Raw genomic sequence first — 21,808 nt, forward strand, 5'->3', positions numbered from 1 at the left:
GATTACCTCTTTTCTTTTTCAAAAAGACGACTCGCATAGAGAGCCTGTCCCACACATAGACCACCATCATTAGGTGGAATCAAGTGATGTCTGATCACTTGGAGATTTTTTTCTTTTAAGCCTTTTTCACATAGCTCTAGTAATAATGTATTTTGGAAAACACCGCCACTTAAAGCTACTGTCTCAATTCCAGTTTCTTGATGTACTCTACTCACACTCTCAACAATCATATGGGCAAGTTCTTGATGAAAATAATAAGCAAGATCAGCGACATTTTCATGACGCAGTCTTCTTTCCACAATATCTTTGACAAGCTGATTAGTTGGAAGGATGTTTGATTGTGAAGATGTCCAGTTCTTTGTCTTGATGACATGCTGAGCTTTAGCAGCTTCATATTGTAATCGTGTCGCTGCTTCACCTTCAAAAGAAGATGTGAGTGTTAAGTTCAAAATAGCACTAACCCCATCAAATAAACGACCAGCACTTGTCGATTTGATGGCATTTAATTGTTTATCATGCATGACTTTTAAGACATGGGCATTTTGTTTGTCACAAAGGGCTAACTGGGCAATCACATCTTCGCCATCCTCAAAGAGATCATAGATCATTGAAGCGGCAATACGCCATCCTTCCTTAGCAGACAAGTCACCACCAATCTGCAAGAAAGGCGCAATACTTGCCTCACGCTTAAACCCGTCCAAGTCACAGACAAGAATCTCTCCACCCCATATCGAACCATCTAGCCCATAACCTGTTCCATCAAAGGACACACCAATAACTTGATCATGCCAGTCATTTTCCGCCATGCAGGAAAGAATATGAGCATAATGATGTTGAATGCCCACACTTCTGATACCCATCTCTTTAGCAACCATGGTCGCATTATAGCGGGGATGAAGGTCATGACAGACAATTTGTGGCTCCACTTCTAAAAGCGAAGACATCAGCTTCAATGATTCCTTGAGTGCTTCAACACTACGAATATCCCCTAAATCACCAATATAGGCTGAAGGATAGAATAAGTTATCACGACCAATACAGAATGTATTCTTCAACTCCCCACCAATCCCAATCACATGTCCCTGATAGGGATGTGTTGTCATAATCGGTAAAGGGGCATATCCCCTTGAACGCCTGATCATATAAGGCTCGCCTTGATAGAAATCCACAACACTATCATCACAACGTACACGTATTTTACGATTATGGGAGAGAATGGCATCACATAGCCCAACAAGTTCTTTACGGGCACCTTCTTCATCACGGGTAATGGGTGCTCCTGAATCGTTAGCACTTGTCATCACTAAGACATCGGGCATCTTTATGCCATCATCATAATCAAAAAGCAACATCTGTAATGGCGCATAAGGTAACATGATGCCAATCTTAGGATTATCCGGCGCAACACTATTGGCAATATGGCCCGCTTTTTTAGGCAGGAGAATGATGGGCTTCTGATGTCCTGTCAGTAAATCTCTCACTATTTCATTTTCCACCATGCATTCACGTTCTACGACAGCCATATCTTTAGCCATGACCGCGAAGGGCTTGAAAGGACGATGCTTGCGCTCACGCAATCTTCTGACAGCTTCTTCATTTGTCGCATCAACCGCAAGATGATAACCACCAATACCTTTCACAGCCACAATCTTGCCATCATGTAACAATTGTCGTACACGACTGATGGCTTCATGGCCCTTGATATCTTCATCTAGTAAATAGACTTCAGGCCCGCAATCATTGCAGCAGACTGGCTGGGCATCATAACGTCGGCTTACAGGATCATGATATTCCTTTTCACAAGCTGGACACATTGGAAATTCTTTCATGCTGGTACGTTCTCGATCATAGGGCAAGCCTTCAAGAATCGTTAAACGAGGACCGCATGATGTACAGTTAATGAAGGGATGAAGATAACGACGATTACTTGGATCATAGAGTTCCTTTCGGCAAGTTTCACATGTGGCAATATCGGGAGAGATGAAGATTTCTCCCTTGGTCTTTTCACTTTGGATAATTTGAAAGTCTTCGAAGATTGGGGCAATGACTTTCTGACTTGTGATTTTGAGAATTGTTGAACGCTGGGGAGGCTTTTTTTCTAGAAGTTCCTTGAAATGAGCAACCTGTTCTTCACTCCCCTGAGCATAGATTTCAACATAGGGGCCTTTATTCGATACTGTGCCTTTGATTTGACACGTTGAAGCATGTCTGGCAACAGTTGGACGAAAGCCAACACCCTGAACAATGCCAAAGACTCGTAAACATTCTGTTGTCATGAAAAATCACGCCTTCCTGATACCGCAAAATGAGTCATTTCAAGATATTGCCCGTGGTAGTCTTGAAGCATGTCCTTGAAAACAGGATCACCAATAATCAAATCATAATCATTCTTTTTTACAAGTTCAATCAAATCGTCTTCCTCAATAAGATGGACATCACCCTTTTCTCTTAAGGTTGGCTTCATCATAAAGAATGAAGCAATATCAAAAGGAATAGAGAGCTGTTGTCTTAGTGTATGACCAATAACCTGCTGGCCAATAAAAAGAATATGATGTGCATCATGAATATCAATAGACAATCCAGGAATACCAACTTCATAATCAATATGATAACGACGCTGTAGTCGTTTGGCGACTTTCAAGGCAGCTGGTGTTGCTACATAAAGCTTTTTTAATGAACCAACAGTATCAAAATCTTCAAACTGATTGAAGGTAGGCATAGAGAATGTTTGTGAAAAATCTAAAGGAGTAACTCCAAGAATTGCTTCTGTCTGCTTTGTCGGTTTATTATTCGCAAATTTATCGAATAAAGCCAAGTAAGCCATCTCCATGCCTTCATCATATAAGCCTACGCCCGTTGTCGGAACATAGATGACAGGTTTATGTATTTTCTTCTCAAGAATATGACAAATTCCCTGATAGTCGGTTGCGATGACCGCAGGTACCGGTGTTCCCACTAAGGCAATAAAGTTAGCCGAAAATTCATCACTTATATCAACAATCTTCTCAATCAAAGCATCATCCCTGCCAAGAATCGCATCCATATCACGTAGTCCTGCCGAGAAGATGGCTGAACGTTGATCGAACCAACGTGGCTCATCAAACCCGCAGACATTACCTGTACAGCCACCAGCATCAATAATAATCGTCAGACCACCAAGCTCATAAAGCACACTGACAGCACCTGATTGGTCGGGGGCAAAGGGAGTCAAATATTTTCTAAGTCCTTTCATAGTACGCCTCCAATCTTTGTACATAGGTCAATTACACCTTGATAGCCATAGGGCTGAAGATCTTCGTTGAAGAAGACATGCTTGGCATGAGGATGGTAGTAAGCTGCATCTTTGCCTAATGTGATATCAACAGTGATATCGGACATATCATAATAAAGCATGCTTGGCTCATTATTGCAGTAGATTCTTGTATCCGGCGAGATCTTCGCAATCTCTTTCATATAATAGGTTGCATGTGTGCCATATGTGGCATATATAGCTGAAACATGGAATCCTTGTTTCAACAAAGCATAAGCAAGTTCAAAGCTATCGGCATTAAGGGTTTCACCAATCGCAAAATGTAATGTATGAGGTAAGCTATTATAGGCTTGAAGGGCATTTTGGTAATCCGGCTGGTCATCGATTTCTTTTTGAAAGACCTTGAAGAAAGCTTGATATTGTCGGTGGATGCTTTCTAGATCATAGAAGCGTGAGAGTTCAATAGAGCCAATGCCTAAACGTTCTTCTAAATCACTTGCCGCGGCGCGTGCTTCAGGATGAAGAATGAGATTGAAATTGGCAGCAGCCATTTCTTCAAATTCTTCATAATATTGCATTCTCGAAATTTCATTAATTTTTGTCAGACCGAGTTGTCTTAAATAGCGATAAAGCTCACTTTGATCATTTAATGGCGCAAAGAAGCCTAGTAAATTCACATGACGTGCATAGCGCTTTTTCTTTTCTAATAAAGAATAGATGGACTCTCTGACATGAACCATTGGTGGTTTTCGACCTTCTCTTGTCAAAGCATACATATAACAAGGCTTGACTTTCACGCCAGGTACCTGTTCTTCACATTTTCGGCATACTCTTTCCATATCCGTTCCTAGAAGCGCATCAACACAGGTAATACAAATCATCACAACTTTAGGCTTGACTGCAAGACTTTCAACAACTTCCTTGACAGCCTGGGGAATATGGGCAAGATGCCGTCCTGTGACGATATCCGTTTCATCCATCAGATAATAGAAATAGCGATGTTGATAATGATCATTTGTCGTAATAGCGGACGTATTGCGCCCACAGCATCCTGGGGAAACAATCAGCATCACACTTTCAGGAACACTCAGTCCTGCACGCTTGACACCAAAGCCCTGGGCACCTGGGGAATTATAGGCTAATGTGGCTGGTGAGGAATAGATAAGATGATGATTGGTTTGGAAGATTTCTGGGATATCTTGTCTATCCGCAAGCTCACTGGCTTTAAAATATTTAGCTTTCATCTTCCAACAACTTCTTTGCCAGTTCTAGAAATTTCTGACTCACTTCAAGATTGATATCCCCTTCAATCGTTGTCATGCCCATTTCTTCATAACGATTGATATCATTACTGCGTGGAATGTCCCCAATAATCTTTAAATCATGTTCTTTCGCAAAAGCTTCCACCTTTTCTGTTTCATTTTCGACATTACGATGATTCAACAAGATACCCTTAACCTGCGCATAGCCTCGATCAGCAAAATTCTTGACCGCACTTTGGATATTATTAGCGGCATAAAGAGCCATCTTTTCGCCACTAGTAACAATGATGACATCTTTCGCATAACCTTCTCTAATAGGTGCCGCAAAACCACCACAGACCACATCACCCAAGACATCATACATCACCACATCAGGTTGATATTCTTCAAACAAATCCAAGTCTTCCAACAAATTAAAAGTGGCAATAATGCCCCTTCCAGCACAACCAAGTCCTGGTGTTGGTCCTCCTGTTTCAATACATAAAATATTGCCAAATCCCACTTTAGAGATTTCTTCAATCGATTGTGGTTCCTGATCTTCACGCAAATATTCCATAACGGGCTTTAATGGCTCGCCATGAAGCAGACTGATGGTCGAATCAGCTTTAGGATCACAGCCAATCTGAATCACTCTTTTGCCCAGTGTTGCGAATGCGGCAGACAAGTGACTTGTCATGGTTGATTTACCGATACCACCTTTGCCATAAATAGCGATTTTCAGCATAGTGACAACTCCTTCCTTGATGCTTTTTTGTAAGCTTTTTCATTATACCATACTCTTTTCTCATTAACACGCCTAACACCTCAAAAGAAAAAGTCAAAGAAACATTGCTTCTTTGACTTAGAAAAACTTATTTCTCACCAGGCATTTTCCAGGCATGATGATCAGTATGTAATAAGTGATGGGCTTTTTCACTATTAGGCTGGCCTAAGAATTCTTGATAAACCTCTTTGATGGATGGATTTTCATGGGAGAAACGAATGACATTCTTGGCATCCTGACGATAGAGGACATCAGCACGTTCTGGTGCTTCAAACTTACCATCATGAATAGGCTGACCGCCACCACCAACACATCCACCAGGGCAAGCCATAACTTCGACAAAGTCATATTGCACCTTTCCAGCTTTAAGCGCATCAAGCAGTCTTGAGGCATTGCCTAAGCCATTAGCGACAGCTACTTTGACACTTATGCCTTCGATATCGAAGATTTCTTCTTTCCAGCCTTCCATGCCACGTACTTCTTTGAAGGCATCAGGATCAGGATTATGACCAGTCGCAAAATGATAGGCTGTACGTAAAGCAGCTTCCATCACACCACCTGTTGCCCCAAAGATATTACCAGCTCCAGAACCAAGTCCTAAAGGCATATCCAGGGCACGTTCCTTGATTTCACTAGGAATGATATAGGCACGGCGAATCATCCGGTTCACTTCTCTTGTCGTTAAGACAACATCAACATCAGGATCACCACAGGCATCATTCATAACTGGAATATCACATTCCTGCTTTTTCGCAAGACAAGGCATGATGGAAACACTATAGATATTTTCAGGATCCACCTGCAATAGCTTTGCATAATAAGACTTCGCAATTGCCCCAAACATCTGCTGCGGTGATTTGGAAGTTGAAAGCTGGTCGACAAATTCTGGATAGTGAGCCTTCACAAAGCGTACCCAGCCAGGACAACATGAAGTAAACATTGGGAATTGATGATCAGCAGGATGTTGTAAGTGATCTAAAAATTCACTAGCTTCTTCCATAATCGTCAGATCGGCAGAAAAGTCTGTATCTAGAATAAAATCAAAGCCAATCATATGCAAGGCTTCAGCTAAGCGTTCCACCGTCGCAACCTCAGGTGATAAACCAAATTCTTCACCCCAGGCTGTACGAATAGATGGCGCAATTTGGGCAATAACAACCTTCTTTGGATCATCAATAGCTTCATAAACACGATCTGTGTCATCACGCTCATGTAAAGCATTCACCGGACAATGGGTAATACACTGACCACATAGTGCACATTTAGAATCTTCAAGCGAATAGACATCACGCACATCTACGGTTGTTCGTGAACCCGTATTGACAACATCCCAGATATGAGAATTCTGAATCTTGTCACAAACCTGAATACAACGCATACATTTTATACATTTTCTATAATCACGAATGAGCGGGAAGTTGGGATTACCCTTTTGTGCAGGGATGTCTTTTTCATAAGGGCTATCCATAATGCCTAAGTCATTGGCCACTTTCTGAAGTGAACAGTTGCCCGAACGTGTACACATTGTACAGTTGGCATAATGCTGGGAGAGAATGAGCTGCACATTGACAATACGTGCTTCTCGAACTTTTTTCGAATTCGTCCAGATCACCATGCCTTCATCAACAGTATTATTGCAGGCAGTAAAGAGGCGTTCATAGCCTTCTACCTCAACAACACAGACACGGCATGCGCCGATTTCATTAAGCCCCTTCCAATAACAAAGAGTAGGAATCTGAATTCCTGCCATCTTGGCAGCATCTAAGATTGTCGTTCTTTCTGGCACATGATAACTATGGCCATCAATCCATATTCTTACATTATTTACCATTTTGCTTCACGGCCTCCCTTAAAAATTCCATAGCCGAAGTGATCACAATGAAGACAGCGGCTTGATTCCTGCAATGCCTCTTCTTCACTCATGCCACATTCCATCAGCTTAAAGTCATGAATACGCTCTGAGGCTGGACGTTCTTTCATATTGACACGACCACATGGCTGATGATCATCAAAGCGAATACGCGGAATATCAACTGAGGAATTAATTTCATGTTCATAGCCTAAATATTCATCAATATTGGCAGCAGCCACCTTACCTGCGGCAATCGCTCTAATAACCGTTGCTGGACCAGTGACGCAGTCACCTCCGGCAAAGATACCAGCCTTGTTTTTGACTTCACTTGTATCAAAAGCCTGCAAACGACCTCTTTCAATTGGAATACCAAAATCACCAAAGCTTTGGGAATCAATACCTTGACCGATCGCGACAATGACTTTATCGCATGGAATACGCACTTCTTCCTGATGAGCTTTAACCGGTGTTGGACGACCCCATTTAATAGCACCAACAATTTGTGGCACGGCAATAAAGGCAGTGACATTATTGTCGGCATCTTTTTCAATGCGTCCAGGCGCATAGAGTTCCATGATTTCACAACCATCCGCAATTGCCCCTTCGACTTCTTCTGGCAAGGCTGTCATATCAATCTGACGGCGACGATAAATAATCTGTACTGATTTTGCCCCCAAGCGAATTGATGAGCGTGCAACGTCCATTGCGACATTGCCACCACCAATGACACAAATACGTTGATTCGTGAAATCAGGCATATGTTCATCCCCAATTTCTCTCAACATTTCTACAGCACTCATAACACCATTGGCATCCTCACCTTCAATACCAATTTTACGATCATTATGGGCACCAATAGAAACATAGAGGGCATCAAAGTTTTGATCAAGTTCAGCTAAAGATATGTCTTTGCCGATTGAAATATCCGTCTTTGTCTTAAAGCCCGTTGTTTTAAGAACATCAATTTCATGATCCAAGGCTTCACGAGGTAAACGATAGGCTGGAATGCCATAGCGCAACATCCCACCTAAACGATGCCGCTGTTCAAATACCGTGACATCATGACCCATGATGCTTAAATAGAATGCTGCTGACAAACCACTAGGTCCACCACCAATAATAGCGACTTTCTTATTTGTCGCATCATATTTCTTAAAGGTAGGAAGGTGATCTTCATGGTCACAGGCAAAACGCTTTAAGCCACGAATATTAATAGGATCATCCACCATCGTACGACGACAACGTACTTCACATGGATGTTCACAAATTAGTCCACATACTGATGGGAATGGATTATCTTTACGAATAAGCTGGACGGCATCATTATAACGACCATCATGCACTAATGAAATATAGCCTGGGATATCAACATGGGCTGGACATTGAGCCACACATGGAACAGGCTGATTCTGGACATTCAGGCAACGTCCATGATGAATATGTTCCAAATAATCATCTCTAAAGCCACGAACACCCTTTAAGACCATGCGGGCTGCTTCTGAACCAATGGCACAATCAGCAGTCGTATAGATGGACTGGGCTGTGGTCTCAATAAGCTTCAGTGTTGTTTCACTGGCATCACCATCTAAGACTTGGTGAATAAGTGATTCAAGCTGTCCCAAACCAACACGACATGGCGTACATTTCCCACATGACTGTGCGTGGCACATATTGAGAAATGAAGCCGCTAAATCAACAGGACAAAGACCTGGTTGCGAGGCCTGTATGCGTCGCTCAAGATCTTTGTAGAGTTCTTCGACCGTTTCTTCAGCACGGTCTTTTGTCACAATAGAAAGTCTACTCATATAATTACCCTTCCTTAATTTACTTTATGCCCATTTTATCATACCTTTTTCTTACATGCGAAAGATTTCACAATAAAGACAAAAATTTTCTTATTCTTTACAGAAAAAGTGATAAAGAAGAAAAACATAGGAAGTGTACACCTATTTATGTTATGATTACTGACGGTGATGAGAAATGATTATAAGTTGTTCTTCTCTTACAAAGACCTTTGATGGAAAAGATGTTTTAAAGGATATTACTTTTATGATGGATGACCATGATAAGATGGCCATCATTGGTGTCAACGGAGCTGGTAAATCAACACTATTACGTATTATTCAGAATAATGAATCTTATGATAGTGGCAGTTTAAGCATCCCCAATGATGTTAAAATAGGTTACTTATCCCAGGAACATCGTTTTGACTTAGACAAAGGTATTTATGAAACTTTAGAAGAGCCTTTTGAAAACTTAATACAAATTGAAAAACGCATGCGTGAACTTGAAATGCAGATGGGTGATATTGATCATTTAGAGACAATCATGAATGAATATGATAAGCTGCAAGCACGCTTTAATGATGAAGGTGGCTATGCCATGGAATCCAATATTAAAGGTATTCTTAATGGCTTAGGTTTTGATGAAACGATGTGGCATAAACCTATGGGCATACTCTCAGGGGGCCAGAAGACAAGAATAGCCCTTGGACAATTGCTTTTAAGTGAACCCGACTTATTACTTCTTGATGAACCAACAAACCATCTCGATCTTGAAAGCATCGAATGGCTAGAAGGCTATCTTAAGAATTATGATAAGGCAGTGATTGTTGTATCGCATGACCGTTACTTTATTGACCAGGTTACAACAAGCATTATGGAAATTGAGAATGGCCGTTCAACAATCTATAAATGTCATTATGAAGAATATGCTCGCATTAAGAAGCATAATCGTGATGTTGAACTGAAGCATTATTTGAATAACCAGAGAGAAATCAAGCGCATGCAGGAATCCATTGATACCTTGAAAGCCTTCAATCGTGAAAAGAGTATCAAACGTGCTGAAAGTAAAGAAAAAGCACTGGCTAAGATGGAACATCTTGAACGACCAGAAGCCCTTCCTGCCAATATCCGCTTACAATTCTCACCAGAAGTTGAAAGTGGTTTTGATGTCCTGAAAGTCACTGATCTGGCAATGGCTTTTGATCATCCTTTATTTGATCATATTTCTTTTGATATCAAAAAGAATGAACGTGTTGGCTTACTTGGGCCTAATGGTATCGGCAAGACAACCCTCTTCCATCTTATTCTCAATGACTACCATCCTACAGCTGGTAAGATTAAGATTGGAGTGAAGGTGATGATTGGTTACTATGATCAGGAACAAATGTCTCTTAATCCAGCCAATACCATCTTTGATGAAATTCATGACAGTTATCCCCAAATGAATAATACAGAGATACGTAATATCTGTGCCACATTCTTATTTAAAGGTGATGATGTCTTTAAGACCATTGATGTCTTATCAGGTGGTGAAAAAGGACGTATTGTCCTCATGAAGCTCTTACTTCACAAAGATAACTTCTTAATCTTAGATGAGCCAACAAACCACCTTGATATACAGTCCAAGGAAGTTCTAGAAGATGCCCTGCTTGATTTCCCAGGCACTATTCTCTTTATCTCCCACGACCGTTATTTCATCAACAAGATTGCGACCCGTATTCTCGACATGTCAGAACATGGCATTACGGAATATAAAGGCGATTATGCCTACTATCTCGAACATCGTGTCGATCACAAAGAAATCATCAAAAATGATCAGTCTGCCCAAATCAAAACAGAGCTTGCGATGGATCGTAAAACGAAAAATAAAATCAAATCTCTAGAAAGAGAAATTTCCCAGCTTGAAGAAGAGATCAACCATAAGACTGAATCACTCAATAGCGAAGATGTCCTCAATGACTATCAGCGTTACAATGATCTCACAAAAGAAATCGAAGAAGACAATCAAAAACTAGAAGACCTTATGGAAGAATGGGAAGAACTGAATTCTTAGACCTGCCTCAACAGGTCTTTTTTCATATTCCAAAACAAAACAATGGACATCAATACTGCTTTCGTATAAGATATGCGTATAGTATAATTGTATACAATTTGGAGGTGTCAAAATGAAGCTATATGATCAAGGTGTTTTTATTGTCGATGGCAAGACAATTATAAGTGAAGATGAAGCTGTCAATTACAAGCAGCCTCTTAATAAAGAAGAAGCACGCAAAGGTACCATTGCCTACTCTATATTATCAAAGCATAATACGAGTGGTGATGATCAGAACTTAAAGATTAAGTTTGATGCGATGGCTTCACATGATATTACTTATGTTGGTATTATTCAGACAGCTCGTGCATCAGGAATGGAAAAGTTCCCTCTTCCTTATGTTATGACATGTTGTCATAACTCACTATGTGCTGTTGGTGGCACAATTAATGATGATGACCATCTCTTTGGCTTAAGTGCGGCAAAGAAATATGGTGGTATTTATGTACCTCCTCATATTGCCGTTATTCACCAGTATATGCGTGAGAACTTTGCCGGATGTGGCAAGATGATTCTTGGTTCTGATTCCCATACACGTTATGGTGCATTAGGTACAATGGCGATTGGTGAAGGCGGCGGTGAGCTGGTTAAACAATTATTGGAAGATACTTATGATGTCACATATCCAGGTGTTGTCGCCATCTATCTTGATGGTGCACCTAAGCCATGGGTTGGCCCACATGATGTTGCCCTGGCTATTATTCGTGAAGTCTTCAAGAATGGCTATGTGAAAAACAAAGTCATGGAATTTATTGGTCCTGGTGTCTCTTCTATGACAACGGATTATCGTAATGGTGTTGATGTTATGACAACAGAGACAACATGTCTCTCTTCTATCTGGCGTACTGATGAAGATACATTGGACTTCTTGAAAAAGCATCATCGTGAAGAAGATTATCAGGAATTAAATCCTGCTCCTGTGGCTTATTATGATGGCTGTGTTGTTGTGCATCTTGATGAAATCAAGCCAATGATTGCTTTGCCTTTCCATCCATCAAATGCCTTTACCATTGATGAACTATATGAAAATCTAGAAGAAATTCTGGATCAGACAGAAAAAGAAGCTGCGCGTATTTCTGGTGGTCGTGCTCACTTTACATTAAAGGACAAGATTACAAAAGATGGCAAGCTGCAAGTCCAGCAAGGTGTGATTGCCGGATGTGCTGGTGGTAATTATACAAATGTCGTTGAAGCTGCTCATGCCTTGAAAGGTAAGAGTATTGGTAATGATGAATTCTATCTTTCTGTCTATCCATCAAGCCAGCCGGTTTATACAGACTTAGACCGTAAAGGCCTTCTCGCTGATTTGATGGACACGGGAGCGATTATTCGCAGTGCCTTCTGTGGGCCATGTTTTGGTGCCGGTGATACCCCTGCCAACAATGCCCTTTCGATTCGTCATACAACGCGTAACTTCCCAAACCGTGAAGGCAGCAAGCCTGGAGCTGGTCAGATGAGTGCGGTCGCTTTGATGGATGCAAGAAGTATTGCGGCAACAGCTGCCAATGGTGGTATTTTGACAAGTGCTGAGCACTTAGATTGCTGGGGCGATGTACCAGAATATAACTATGATGATCGTTCTTATCAAGCACGTGTCTACAACGGCTTTAAACATGCCCATGAAGAACAGGCATTGCGCTTTGGCCCTAATATCAAAGACTGGCCTGAACAGGAAGCTTTAAGTGAAAATATTCTTCTTAAAGTTGCCAGCAAGATTGAAGATGATGTCACAACAACGGATGAACTTATTCCTAGTGGAGAAACTTCTTCTTATCGTTCTAACCCACTTGGCTTAGCAGAATTCACATTAAGCCGTCGTGATCCAGAATATGTGCCTCATGCCAAGGCTATTCGTGATCTTGAAGATTTACGTAAAAAAGGAGAAATCGCTCCTGAACTTAAAGAAGTCTTTGATGTGATCAAGACAATTGATGATGTCAATCCATTGGATGTTGAAATTGGTTCAGTGCTCTATGCCAATAAGCCAGGAGATGGCAGTGCAAGAGAACAGGCAGCAAGCTGTCAGCGTGTTCTTGGCGGTCTTGCGAATATTACTCAAGAATATGCCACAAAGCGCTATCGCTCTAACTGCATGAACTGGGGGATGATTCCTTTCCATCTTGATGGTTCTGCTGATGTATTAGATGTTGATGATTATATCTATGTGCCACATATCAGAACAATTCTTGATGGCGACTTAAGCCATATTAAAGCCTATGTCATCAAGAATGGTCATGCGAAACCAATCAAGCTTTATATTCAGGATATGACACATGATGAACGTGAAATTGTCAAGGCAGGATGTCTGATCAACTTCAATAAAAACAAACGTCACTAAAAAAGATCGAGCTCATTAAGAGTTCGATCTTTTTAGATATCTGATCAATTGTAAAAGGGATAAAAATAGCAATCCACCCGTTGTATCAATAAGGACATCTCTGAACTGTCCTGCCCTTCCGCTTATAAAAAGCTGATGAAATTCATCCATGCAGGCAAAAATAAATGTCAACAAGAGTGCTTTCATGAATAGCTTTGTATGGCCATTCTTATACATGCCATAATAGAACGTTAAGGCAAGTAGGCCAAACTCTGTCATATGGGCACATTTGCGTATCACAAAGACCATACTGTCTTTAGAAAAAGGCAATGTGACTAAGGCATTCAAGCTATAATAAATGGCATCAGACAATGATCCTGATTGATGGCCATTCTGGCTTGAAAACCCAAATATCACTACTAACATACAGATTGATGGTAAATAATAACGTAATTTCTTCATAACATTTAAAAAGAAGCTTAGAGCTTCTTTTCCATTGCATACCCCACAATTCTTTCTCCTCTTAGTTCACTAATATCTTCACTAAGAGTCTTATATCCTAACTTCTTAAAGAAGTCTTCTGAGGAAATTGTTGAAATCGTATCAATAATATTGTTGCCATTGACTTTTGCATAATTTTCAAGATGCTTGACAAGTGCACTTGCCACACCCTGATGCAGATAGTCCTTATCAACATATAAACGATCTAAGAAACCTGTCTGTCCAATATTCCCAAAGCCAATAATATCATCCTCATCATTAACAGCTACGATGGTATGGTTCTTTTCTAAGGATGTTTCCCAATGATAGATATTAGGCTTTTCGGGTGCCATGGCATCAAGTTCTTCAAGAGAATAATCCTGCGCACAGACGTTATGAACTGTATCATAATATAATTTTAGAACATCATCTAAATCCATTCGATTATATAATCTGATTCTCATACGCATTACCCCCTAACGTACTACTAATTATATCAAACTCACACCTAAAAAAAAAGGAGACATGCTCCTTTTTCTATTTTAGATACCAAATAATAAATCTGTATAGTTTGGAATTGGCCAGTTGCCATCCGCAACCATTGTTTCAAGATGATCAGTCGTTGCACGTAAAGCATTCATGGCAGGCAAGACATCATCACGCCAAGCTACTGCTTCTTCCATCTTTTCACGATTCGCAAAACTCTGGGCTTTAAGAATGGCCTGTTCCAATGCCTGCATCTCTTCTTTCATCTTTTTAGCCCCACTCGCTAGCTGGGCAAGATCATCAACCAAGAAATCATTCTCAATGCCATTAGCTTTTAAGCCACTTGCATCTTCACTGATCTGACCTATATAGCGTAGTACAGCAGGATAAAGCTGATTCTGAGCCATACGTTTAGCTGTCAAAGCTTCAACCTGAATCGTCTTCACATAATTATCAAGACGAATATCATAACGAGAAGCAATTTCTGTACGGGTATAGACACCCTGTTTTTCAAATAGCTGGATATAGCGTTCTTCATTTAAACATTTCACTGCATCAACAGTATTACGGTTGTTTGGTAAGCCTCTGCGCATTGCTTCTTCTTGCCATGCTTCAGAATAACCATCACCATTGAAGATAATACGCTGATGTTCTTTAAAGAATGAACGAATGACATCCATAATATCTTCACCTGCTTCAATACGATTACACATTTCATCCATTTCCTGGGCCATCATTGTATTGAGGACAGTGTTGGCGCTTGAGATGGACTGGGCGCTGCCGACAGCACGGAATTCAAACTTGTTGCCTGTAAAAGCAAATGGTGATGTTCTATTACGGTCTGTTGTATCTTTTGAGAATGTTGGAATGACAGAAACACCTGTCTGGAATCTTTCATGGCTTTCTTCTTTCGCATCTTCATGACGAATGATATGGTTGACAACTGCATCCAAGTCATCACCTAAGAACATCGAAACGATGGCAGGTGGTGCTTCATCAGCCCCTAAACGATGATCATTACCGGCGCTCGCTGCTGAAAGTCTGAGAAGTTCTGCATATTCATCAACACCTTTTATCGTACATGCCAATGTTGCCAGGAATGGTAAGTTATGTAATGGATCCTTTCCTGGATTAAAGAGATTGACACCTGTATCTGTTGTGATTGACCAGTTGTTATGTTTACCTGAGCCATTCACACCATCAAATGGTTTTTCATGTAATAAACATCTTAAGCCATGCTTTTTCGCAATATCCTGTGCTAATTGCATAAGAAGATGGTTATTGTCAGCAGTAATATTACATGCCGCATAAACACAAGCCACTTCATGCTGTGCAGGTGCTACTTCGTTATGCTTTGTCTTGGAAGGAATACCATACTTCCATAATTCCTGGTCTAATTCCTTCATAAAGGCGCCAACCTTACGCTTAATTGAGCCAAAATAATGATCACTCAATTCCTGTCCCTTAGGAGCCATTGCCCCAAAGAGCGTACGACCAGTCAACTTTAAGTCAATACGTTTCTGATAATATTCATCAGGTACTAAGAAATATTCCTGTTCCGCCCCTACTGAAGCTCTAACATGCTTAACATCATCCAAGCCAAGTGCTGGCATAAGACGAAGTGCTGAACGATTCAATGCTTCTAGTGATCTTAAGAGTGGTGTTTTTTCATCAAGTGCTTCACCTGTATATGAGCAGAAGAGAGTTGGAATATAAAGTGATCCATTCTTCACAAAAGCAGGTGATGTACAATCCCATGAAGTATAACCTCTTGCTTCAAAAGTCGCACGCAAGCCACCACTTGGAAAACTTGATGCATCAGGTTCACCCTTACGTAATGTCTTACCGCTAAATTCAAGAACCGCATGTTCACCATCAGGTTCTAAGAACGCATCATGTTTTTCAGCAGTAAGGCCAGTCATAGGTGTAAACCAGTGGGTGAAATGTGTTGCCCCGTGTTCAACAGCCCAAATTTTCATTGCGTTCGCAATGACTGTAGCAGTCTCCTTTGAGAGTGGCTCATCTTTCTCTAGTGACTCATGAAAAGCCTTATAAGTAGACTTGGGAATACGGCCCTTTAAGACCTCATCTGAGAATGTTAAAGAACCATATTGTTCAAGTAAAGAATCCATATCCATTTTCATTATTCTCCTTTTGTCCACTATTATAATGATAAAATACATTTTGTATACAAAAATCCAGAGTTTTCATAAATCAAAAAAAGAAGAGTGAATATTCACTCTTCTCATCAACATACTATTCAGCAGCTGACTGCTTGTTCTGTGTACGTTCGTAAGCTAATAAGAATGGAATGTACACAAGTGTAGAAACAGCAATAACGATTAACTGTGAAACAGCACCCATAATCTTACCACCTGTTGCTACAAACATGAAGATAACTGGTGGCATTGTCCATGGAACTTCAAGGACAACTTTAGGACAGAATCCACTAATTGTTAAGATATAACCAATAATCAATGTGATAACTGGTGCAAAGATGAATGGAATGTCTAAGATTGGGTTTAATACAAGTGGTAAACCGAATGTCATAGTTTCGTTGATATTGAATAAACCTGGAACTAATGAGATACCAGCGATTGTTCTGTTATCTTCACGTCTAGAGAATAATAAGATAGCGAATACTAAGCCAAGAGTTACACCAGAACCGCCCCATTCAGCGAAGCCCTGACACATTGTTAAGTTGAATACATTAGGTGGTTCTTTACCAGCTGTATAAGCAGCAGTATTCTCGTAAAGTAATGGTCTTAAGATAGGTTCCTTGATGGCAGCTAACATGTTGTTACCATGAATACCTACGCACCAGAATAACATGATGATGATATACATGAAGCTTAAGGCAACAATGTTACCACCGATAACCTGACCTAATGGTTTCTGAACGAGGTTATAAATCAATGCGTTCAATTCAGCACCTGTCGCTAACTGAACAACTAAGCCAATAGCACCAACAACAATAGCAGTTAAAGCAGTAGGAATTAAGACTTCGAATGCCTTAGCAACTCCAGGTGGAACCTGTTCAGGCATCTTGATCTTTAATGCATCATTCTTACGGAATGCATTATAGATTTCCATACCAACAATAGCAACAATTAAACCAGTGAATAAACCAGTTGCTGCAGTGTAGTTAGAAAGGATACCTGAATAACCAAAGCTATCAATTGTAATGCCCTTAGCAGCATCAGCTTTTAACTTATCACCAGCAGGCAATGTTGCTTTTGCAGCTTTCGCAAGAGCAGCAGCTACGCCTTTAGAATTAAATAAGTCAGCTAAGCTTACTGAAACATTATTACCACCAGTTGATGTAACTGTTGTTGATAAAGAACCAGCAGTGAATGAAGTTGGAGTGACCATCATCCAAAGGATGAAGCCAAGAACAGCTGGATAAGATCCAGTTTCACCGTTAGCTTCAGCAATTTCCGATGCGATTAACATCGTTACACCAATAGTGATACATGAGATAGTTGCATACTGCATAGCAGAAAAGATAGGGTTTAGTACTTCTAAGGCCATAATAGGAGACCAAAGCTTACCTAAACCTGTGCTGGAGTTGACTAAGACATTTGTCCATAGTACACCAACAGCGCCAGTAATAGTCGCTGGCATGAAGTTTTGGAATGCGTTCTTGATGGCAGACAAATATTTGTTCTGACCGAACCAAGCACCAACGCGACCCAAAGTGTCAGCAAATGCGTCCATAAATTTTCCTCCCTTTGAAATATTTTCGACAACATTATTGTAAGGTAAGCCCTTTCAATTGTCAATGAATTTTACTTTAAAAATACCATACTTTTCCATCAATCAACATAGTTATTCTTAAAAATATATGGATTTTTCAAGATATTTTACGTTTCTTACAATAGAAACTTTTTTATATGTATTTTTATTAAAAAACTCAAAATATTAAAAAAAGAGAAAAGAAGCCTATTCTTCAATATGGCTTCTTCTTCGACGTTCTTCTTTACGGCGTTGCTTACGCTCACGCTTTTCAATCTTACGGTGCATATCCGTATACGCTTTAACTGTGCAATGGATACGCTTGTTTTCTCCTAATACAGCACCAGTGAATTCAGCTGCATCCATCGGGAAGAACTTAATACATGCTTTATCATCCATATAGAGTTCAATCGCATGTGGTCTAGTGACAATATCACTCATCTTTGAAACTGGATCAGCGATGACCTCGGCATGAATCAAGTCTACTTTCTTATCTGGAATGAGTCTTCTATGCATAATGACTTCTTTATCTTTCACTGTATATTTGACAGGACGACAGCCCATAAAATAGAATGTCAATACAGCAGTAAAGATAACATAGAATACAAATGATGCTGTTGGTAGTTTACCATTAATAAAACTTGATAAATTAAAGACCAACATAATAATAACAGCTGCATTAAATACCCCAACGGCATAGTTAGGTCTTACTTTAAATTCCTTCTCCATATCTCCACTCCTCATTTTCTTTCCAAATCATCTAGTGTATATTCTATCAAACAGATTATGAATTGACAAGAATCGTTGAAAATTCATAATGCGCATAGTGATAACGCGATAGACAATATTCCAAAATAGATCCTGTTGTCAAATAAGTTATTCGTTCTTCCTGAATATAGGGTTCTCCCTTTTGAAGGCCAAAGAAGTCTCTTTCAGCCGCCGTTGAAGGAGCAGATGTAATATTAATATGACAGCTTTGTATGCGCAAATGTAATTGATTTAAAATATAGTCATAAAGAGAATGTCTTAAGACGTTGATTTTAAGATTAGGGACCATACGCAAAGGTATATAGGTAATTTCTTTAACGTAAGGTTCACCATCAAGTGAGCGATTACGGATAATATGATAGATAAAATCCCCTTCTTCAATCTGCATCTTTTCGGCAAGAAAGCAATCAGCCGGTATAACTTCAAATGTCACAACCTGGCTTGTAACTTCCTTTTTGCCCTGAACACGCATGGTCAGACTTCGTTCAAACTGGGGATTGATATTTTCTTGCAGCATTGTCTCTTTGACAAATGTTCCAGCCCCACGACGACGAATAATCAACCCTTCTTTGACAAGAATATCCAAGGCTTTCTTCATTGTCTCTTTATTACAATGATAATTTACACATAGCACATATTCATAGGGGAGTTTCGTGCCAACAGTATATTCTCCGCTTATAATCTTACCACGAATCTGGTCTGCGATATCACGATACTTAGCCATCACTCACACCTCCCTACTACAAAAATACCATACTTTTAAAACGCTTTCACGGTCTTTTTATCCTTTTGTGATATTTAATGAATCAATAAGCTGATGGTTTAAATCATAAAGACTTAATGTTTCATCATTGTATACAATGTAGGATTGTACACCTTTTTTAGGTAATGAGATAGAATTCGGATTCACTTTATAATAGTTGTTTTCTTTTTCTAATAGAGGGATATGGAAATGTCCAAAGCAATAGACATCACCTGCATTTAAATGAGGGAAGTTTGTCTCATTATAGAGATGTCCATGCGTCAAATAGAATCGATGTCCATCAACAAACATTTCTAAATAATCCGCACGCATTGGAAATTCCAATACCATCTGATCAACTTCCGCATCACAATTTCCTCTAACCGCAATAATATCATTCTTATGGGCATTGAGTAAGGGAATGCATTTCTTAGGTGCATAGCCTTCAGGCAAGTCATTTCTTGGCCCGTGGTAGAGAATATCGCCTAAAATGACAAGCTTATCAAAATCTCCCTGATCATACACATCCAGCACTCTCTTAAGCGCACTATAGTCACCATGAATATCAGAAATCATCATAAATTTCATCACAAATTCACCTCCAAACCAACAGGACAATGATCACTGCCCATGATATCTGTATAAATATACGCATCAACAAGCTGATCCTTTAAATCATCAGAAACAATAAAATAATCAATACGCCATCCAGCATTCTTCTCCCTTGCCTTAAACATATAACTCCACCAAGAATAAATACCTTCTTGATCAGGATAGAAATAACGATAAGTATCGATATAACCATGGGAAAGCAACTCTGTCATCTTAGCTCTTTCTTCATCACTAAATCCTGCATTCTTATGATTTGTCTTTGGGTTCTTTAAGTCAATTTCTTCATGAGCTACATTTAAGTCACCACATAGAATGACTGACTTCTTTTCCTTGAGATGATCAAGATAAGCTAAAAAAGCATCTTCCCATTCCATACGATAATCCAGTCTCGCTAATTCACGTTTACTATTTGGTGTATAACAAGCTACAAAATAGAAATCAGGATATTCAAGAGTTAAAACACGTCCTTCCTGATCATGTTCTTCTATGCCAATACCTTTTGTCACAGCAAGAGGTTCTATTTTTGTAAAGACAGCGACCCCGCTATAGCCCTTCTTCTTTGCGCTATTGACATACTTATGATAGCCTTCAAATTCAAGCTCAATCTGTTCTGGCTGTGCCTTTGTCTCCTGTAGGGCAAAAATATCCGCATTCAGCTTATGAAAACTCTCTTCAAAACCTTTATTTAAACATGCACGAATACCATTAACATTCCATGATATTAATTTCATATAATCAACTCCTTTTGTATCATCTTACCATAAAACCTCTACAAAAACATAAAAGGATGCCCCTAAACAGCATCCTCCTCAATTGCATAACGTACAATTGTTTTCAGTTTTTCTTCAACAACCTTATTAGGATCATTGAGATAGATTTCATGATGGAATCCTGTTAATTTCATATTCTGTACAGTAATGAATTCCATAATTTGTTTGGTTGTATCAATTTCTGTATTATAGGCACCCTTATGTAACATCTGTACGCATTCGCCTTCTTCAAACTTCTTTAAATAAATATCGATGATATAAGGATTATCTTTCTTGTTGGCAACTGACTGTTTGATGATTTCAAATGTTGTCTGATCAAGTAATTTAGGTTGTGCCATCATGAGTGTAAACTTGATCATTTTCTTACGTGTCACATCAAACCGTGAATTATCATATGTATCCCATAAGCCTTCCAAGGGCGATAAAAGATAAAGTAAGTCTTTTTCTTTCTTGAAATATTCTCTAATTTCCTGGCTCATGATACGTAAGGCTTCACTCTTTAATTTGAATTCTTCCACCTTAGGATTACCAATCCCATCAACCATAATAAAATTAAATTCAGGCACATTCACAATATCTATTTTCTTTGTCGAGGCGTCATACTGCTTCTTGTATTCACGTCTAATTCCTTCTTTCACAATCGCACCACCTTCTCAACACTTCCATATTATAACAAAAATGCAAACTTATTTCATTATATTTTTAGGATATAAAAGAATTATTCATATCTATTCATCTTTTTACTAAATCTAATATACACATTACATATTCAAAGATCAATAATCTTGCCACAGCAACTTAATTATTATATGCCTTTTGTATTCATCTTTCAACATATAATAGTACTTAAAAAAAGACAATCATTTCGATTATCTAGAAAGAAAAAAGAGAATGG

17 protein-coding genes are annotated in these 21,808 nt (G+C 39.5%); 2 read left to right on the forward strand and 15 right to left on the reverse strand.

The features are described from left to right. Positions 1-2 precede the first annotated feature (2 nt). The 6 genes from hypF to FYJ79_RS09430 form a co-directional block, all read right to left on the reverse strand. Positions 3-2,276: a carbamoyltransferase HypF gene (hypF, locus tag FYJ79_RS09405; RefSeq protein WP_154517373.1), complete on the reverse strand. Its 2,274-nt coding sequence runs from the start codon at positions 2,274-2,276 to the stop codon at positions 3-5. Beyond that, positions 2,273-3,232: a nitrogenase component 1 gene (locus FYJ79_RS09410; RefSeq protein WP_154517376.1), complete on the reverse strand. Its 960-nt coding sequence runs from the start codon at positions 3,230-3,232 to the stop codon at positions 2,273-2,275. Before FYJ79_RS09410 ends, hypF begins: the two co-directional genes overlap by 4 nt. Continuing rightward, positions 3,229-4,494 (reverse strand): nitrogenase component 1, encoded by a 1,266-nt coding sequence (locus tag FYJ79_RS09415; protein ID WP_154517379.1) that lies wholly within the window; start codon positions 4,492-4,494, stop codon positions 3,229-3,231. Before FYJ79_RS09415 ends, FYJ79_RS09410 begins: the two co-directional genes overlap by 4 nt. After that, positions 4,484-5,236: a nucleotide-binding protein gene (locus tag FYJ79_RS09420; RefSeq protein WP_154517382.1), complete on the reverse strand. Its 753-nt coding sequence runs from the start codon at positions 5,234-5,236 to the stop codon at positions 4,484-4,486. Before FYJ79_RS09420 ends, FYJ79_RS09415 begins: the two co-directional genes overlap by 11 nt. A gap of 127 nt (positions 5,237-5,363) precedes the next feature. Continuing rightward, positions 5,364-7,106 (reverse strand): [FeFe] hydrogenase, group A, encoded by a 1,743-nt coding sequence (locus tag FYJ79_RS09425; protein ID WP_154517385.1) that lies wholly within the window; start codon positions 7,104-7,106, stop codon positions 5,364-5,366. Beyond that, on the reverse strand, positions 7,100-8,932 hold the full coding sequence (locus FYJ79_RS09430; RefSeq protein ID WP_154517388.1) for an NAD(P)-binding protein: 1,833 nt from the start codon (positions 8,930-8,932) through the stop codon (positions 7,100-7,102). The genes FYJ79_RS09425 and FYJ79_RS09430 overlap by 7 nt, the downstream gene beginning before the upstream one ends. 175 nt (positions 8,933-9,107) lie before the next feature. Between FYJ79_RS09430 and abc-f the strand changes: the two genes are divergently transcribed. After that, entirely contained in the window at positions 9,108-10,964 is a 1,857-nt protein-coding gene (gene abc-f / locus FYJ79_RS09435; protein WP_154517391.1) for a ribosomal protection-like ABC-F family protein, read from the forward strand. Between the two features lie 112 nt (positions 10,965-11,076). Then, a complete protein-coding gene (locus FYJ79_RS09440; RefSeq protein WP_154517395.1) occupies positions 11,077-13,341 on the forward strand; it encodes a hydratase in 2,265 nt (754 codons plus the stop codon). 15 nt (positions 13,342-13,356) lie between these two features. Here FYJ79_RS09440 and FYJ79_RS09445 read toward each other — a convergent pair whose 3' ends face one another. From FYJ79_RS09445 to FYJ79_RS09485, 9 genes are all read right to left on the reverse strand, one after another. After that, a complete protein-coding gene (locus tag FYJ79_RS09445; protein ID WP_154517398.1) occupies positions 13,357-13,782 on the reverse strand; it encodes a VanZ family protein in 426 nt (141 codons plus the stop codon). 17 nt (positions 13,783-13,799) lie between these two features. Then, positions 13,800-14,264, reverse strand: coding sequence for a GNAT family N-acetyltransferase (locus FYJ79_RS09450; protein ID WP_154517401.1), 465 nt, complete (start codon positions 14,262-14,264; stop codon positions 13,800-13,802). A 78-nt stretch (positions 14,265-14,342) separates the two neighbouring features. Continuing rightward, positions 14,343-16,424 (reverse strand): glutamine synthetase III family protein, encoded by a 2,082-nt coding sequence (locus tag FYJ79_RS09455; protein ID WP_154517404.1) that lies wholly within the window; start codon positions 16,422-16,424, stop codon positions 14,343-14,345. Between the two features lie 118 nt (positions 16,425-16,542). Beyond that, positions 16,543-18,003: a PTS sugar transporter subunit IIC gene (locus FYJ79_RS09460; protein WP_154517407.1), complete on the reverse strand. Its 1,461-nt coding sequence runs from the start codon at positions 18,001-18,003 to the stop codon at positions 16,543-16,545. A 225-nt stretch (positions 18,004-18,228) separates the two neighbouring features. After that, positions 18,229-18,750: a hypothetical protein gene (locus FYJ79_RS09465; protein WP_154517410.1), complete on the reverse strand. Its 522-nt coding sequence runs from the start codon at positions 18,748-18,750 to the stop codon at positions 18,229-18,231. Between the two features lie 55 nt (positions 18,751-18,805). Further along, positions 18,806-19,513 (reverse strand): GntR family transcriptional regulator, encoded by a 708-nt coding sequence (locus FYJ79_RS09470; protein ID WP_154517412.1) that lies wholly within the window; start codon positions 19,511-19,513, stop codon positions 18,806-18,808. Between the two features lie 57 nt (positions 19,514-19,570). Further along, positions 19,571-20,119 carry a phosphodiesterase gene (gene yfcE, locus FYJ79_RS09475; protein ID WP_154517442.1) on the reverse strand — a complete coding sequence of 183 codons (549 nt, stop codon included), beginning with the start codon at positions 20,117-20,119 and terminating at the stop codon, positions 19,571-19,573. Further along, positions 20,119-20,874: an exodeoxyribonuclease III gene (locus FYJ79_RS09480; protein ID WP_154517415.1), complete on the reverse strand. Its 756-nt coding sequence runs from the start codon at positions 20,872-20,874 to the stop codon at positions 20,119-20,121. Before FYJ79_RS09480 ends, yfcE begins: the two co-directional genes overlap by 1 nt. 62 nt (positions 20,875-20,936) lie before the next feature. Continuing rightward, positions 20,937-21,551 (reverse strand): GyrI-like domain-containing protein, encoded by a 615-nt coding sequence (locus tag FYJ79_RS09485; RefSeq protein ID WP_074731610.1) that lies wholly within the window; start codon positions 21,549-21,551, stop codon positions 20,937-20,939. Between the last annotated feature and the right edge of the window lie 257 nt (positions 21,552-21,808).

The sequence above is a fragment of the Sharpea porci genome (assembly GCF_009695655.1).
Classification (GTDB): Bacteria; Bacillota_I; Bacilli_A; order Erysipelotrichales; family Coprobacillaceae; genus Sharpea; species Sharpea porci.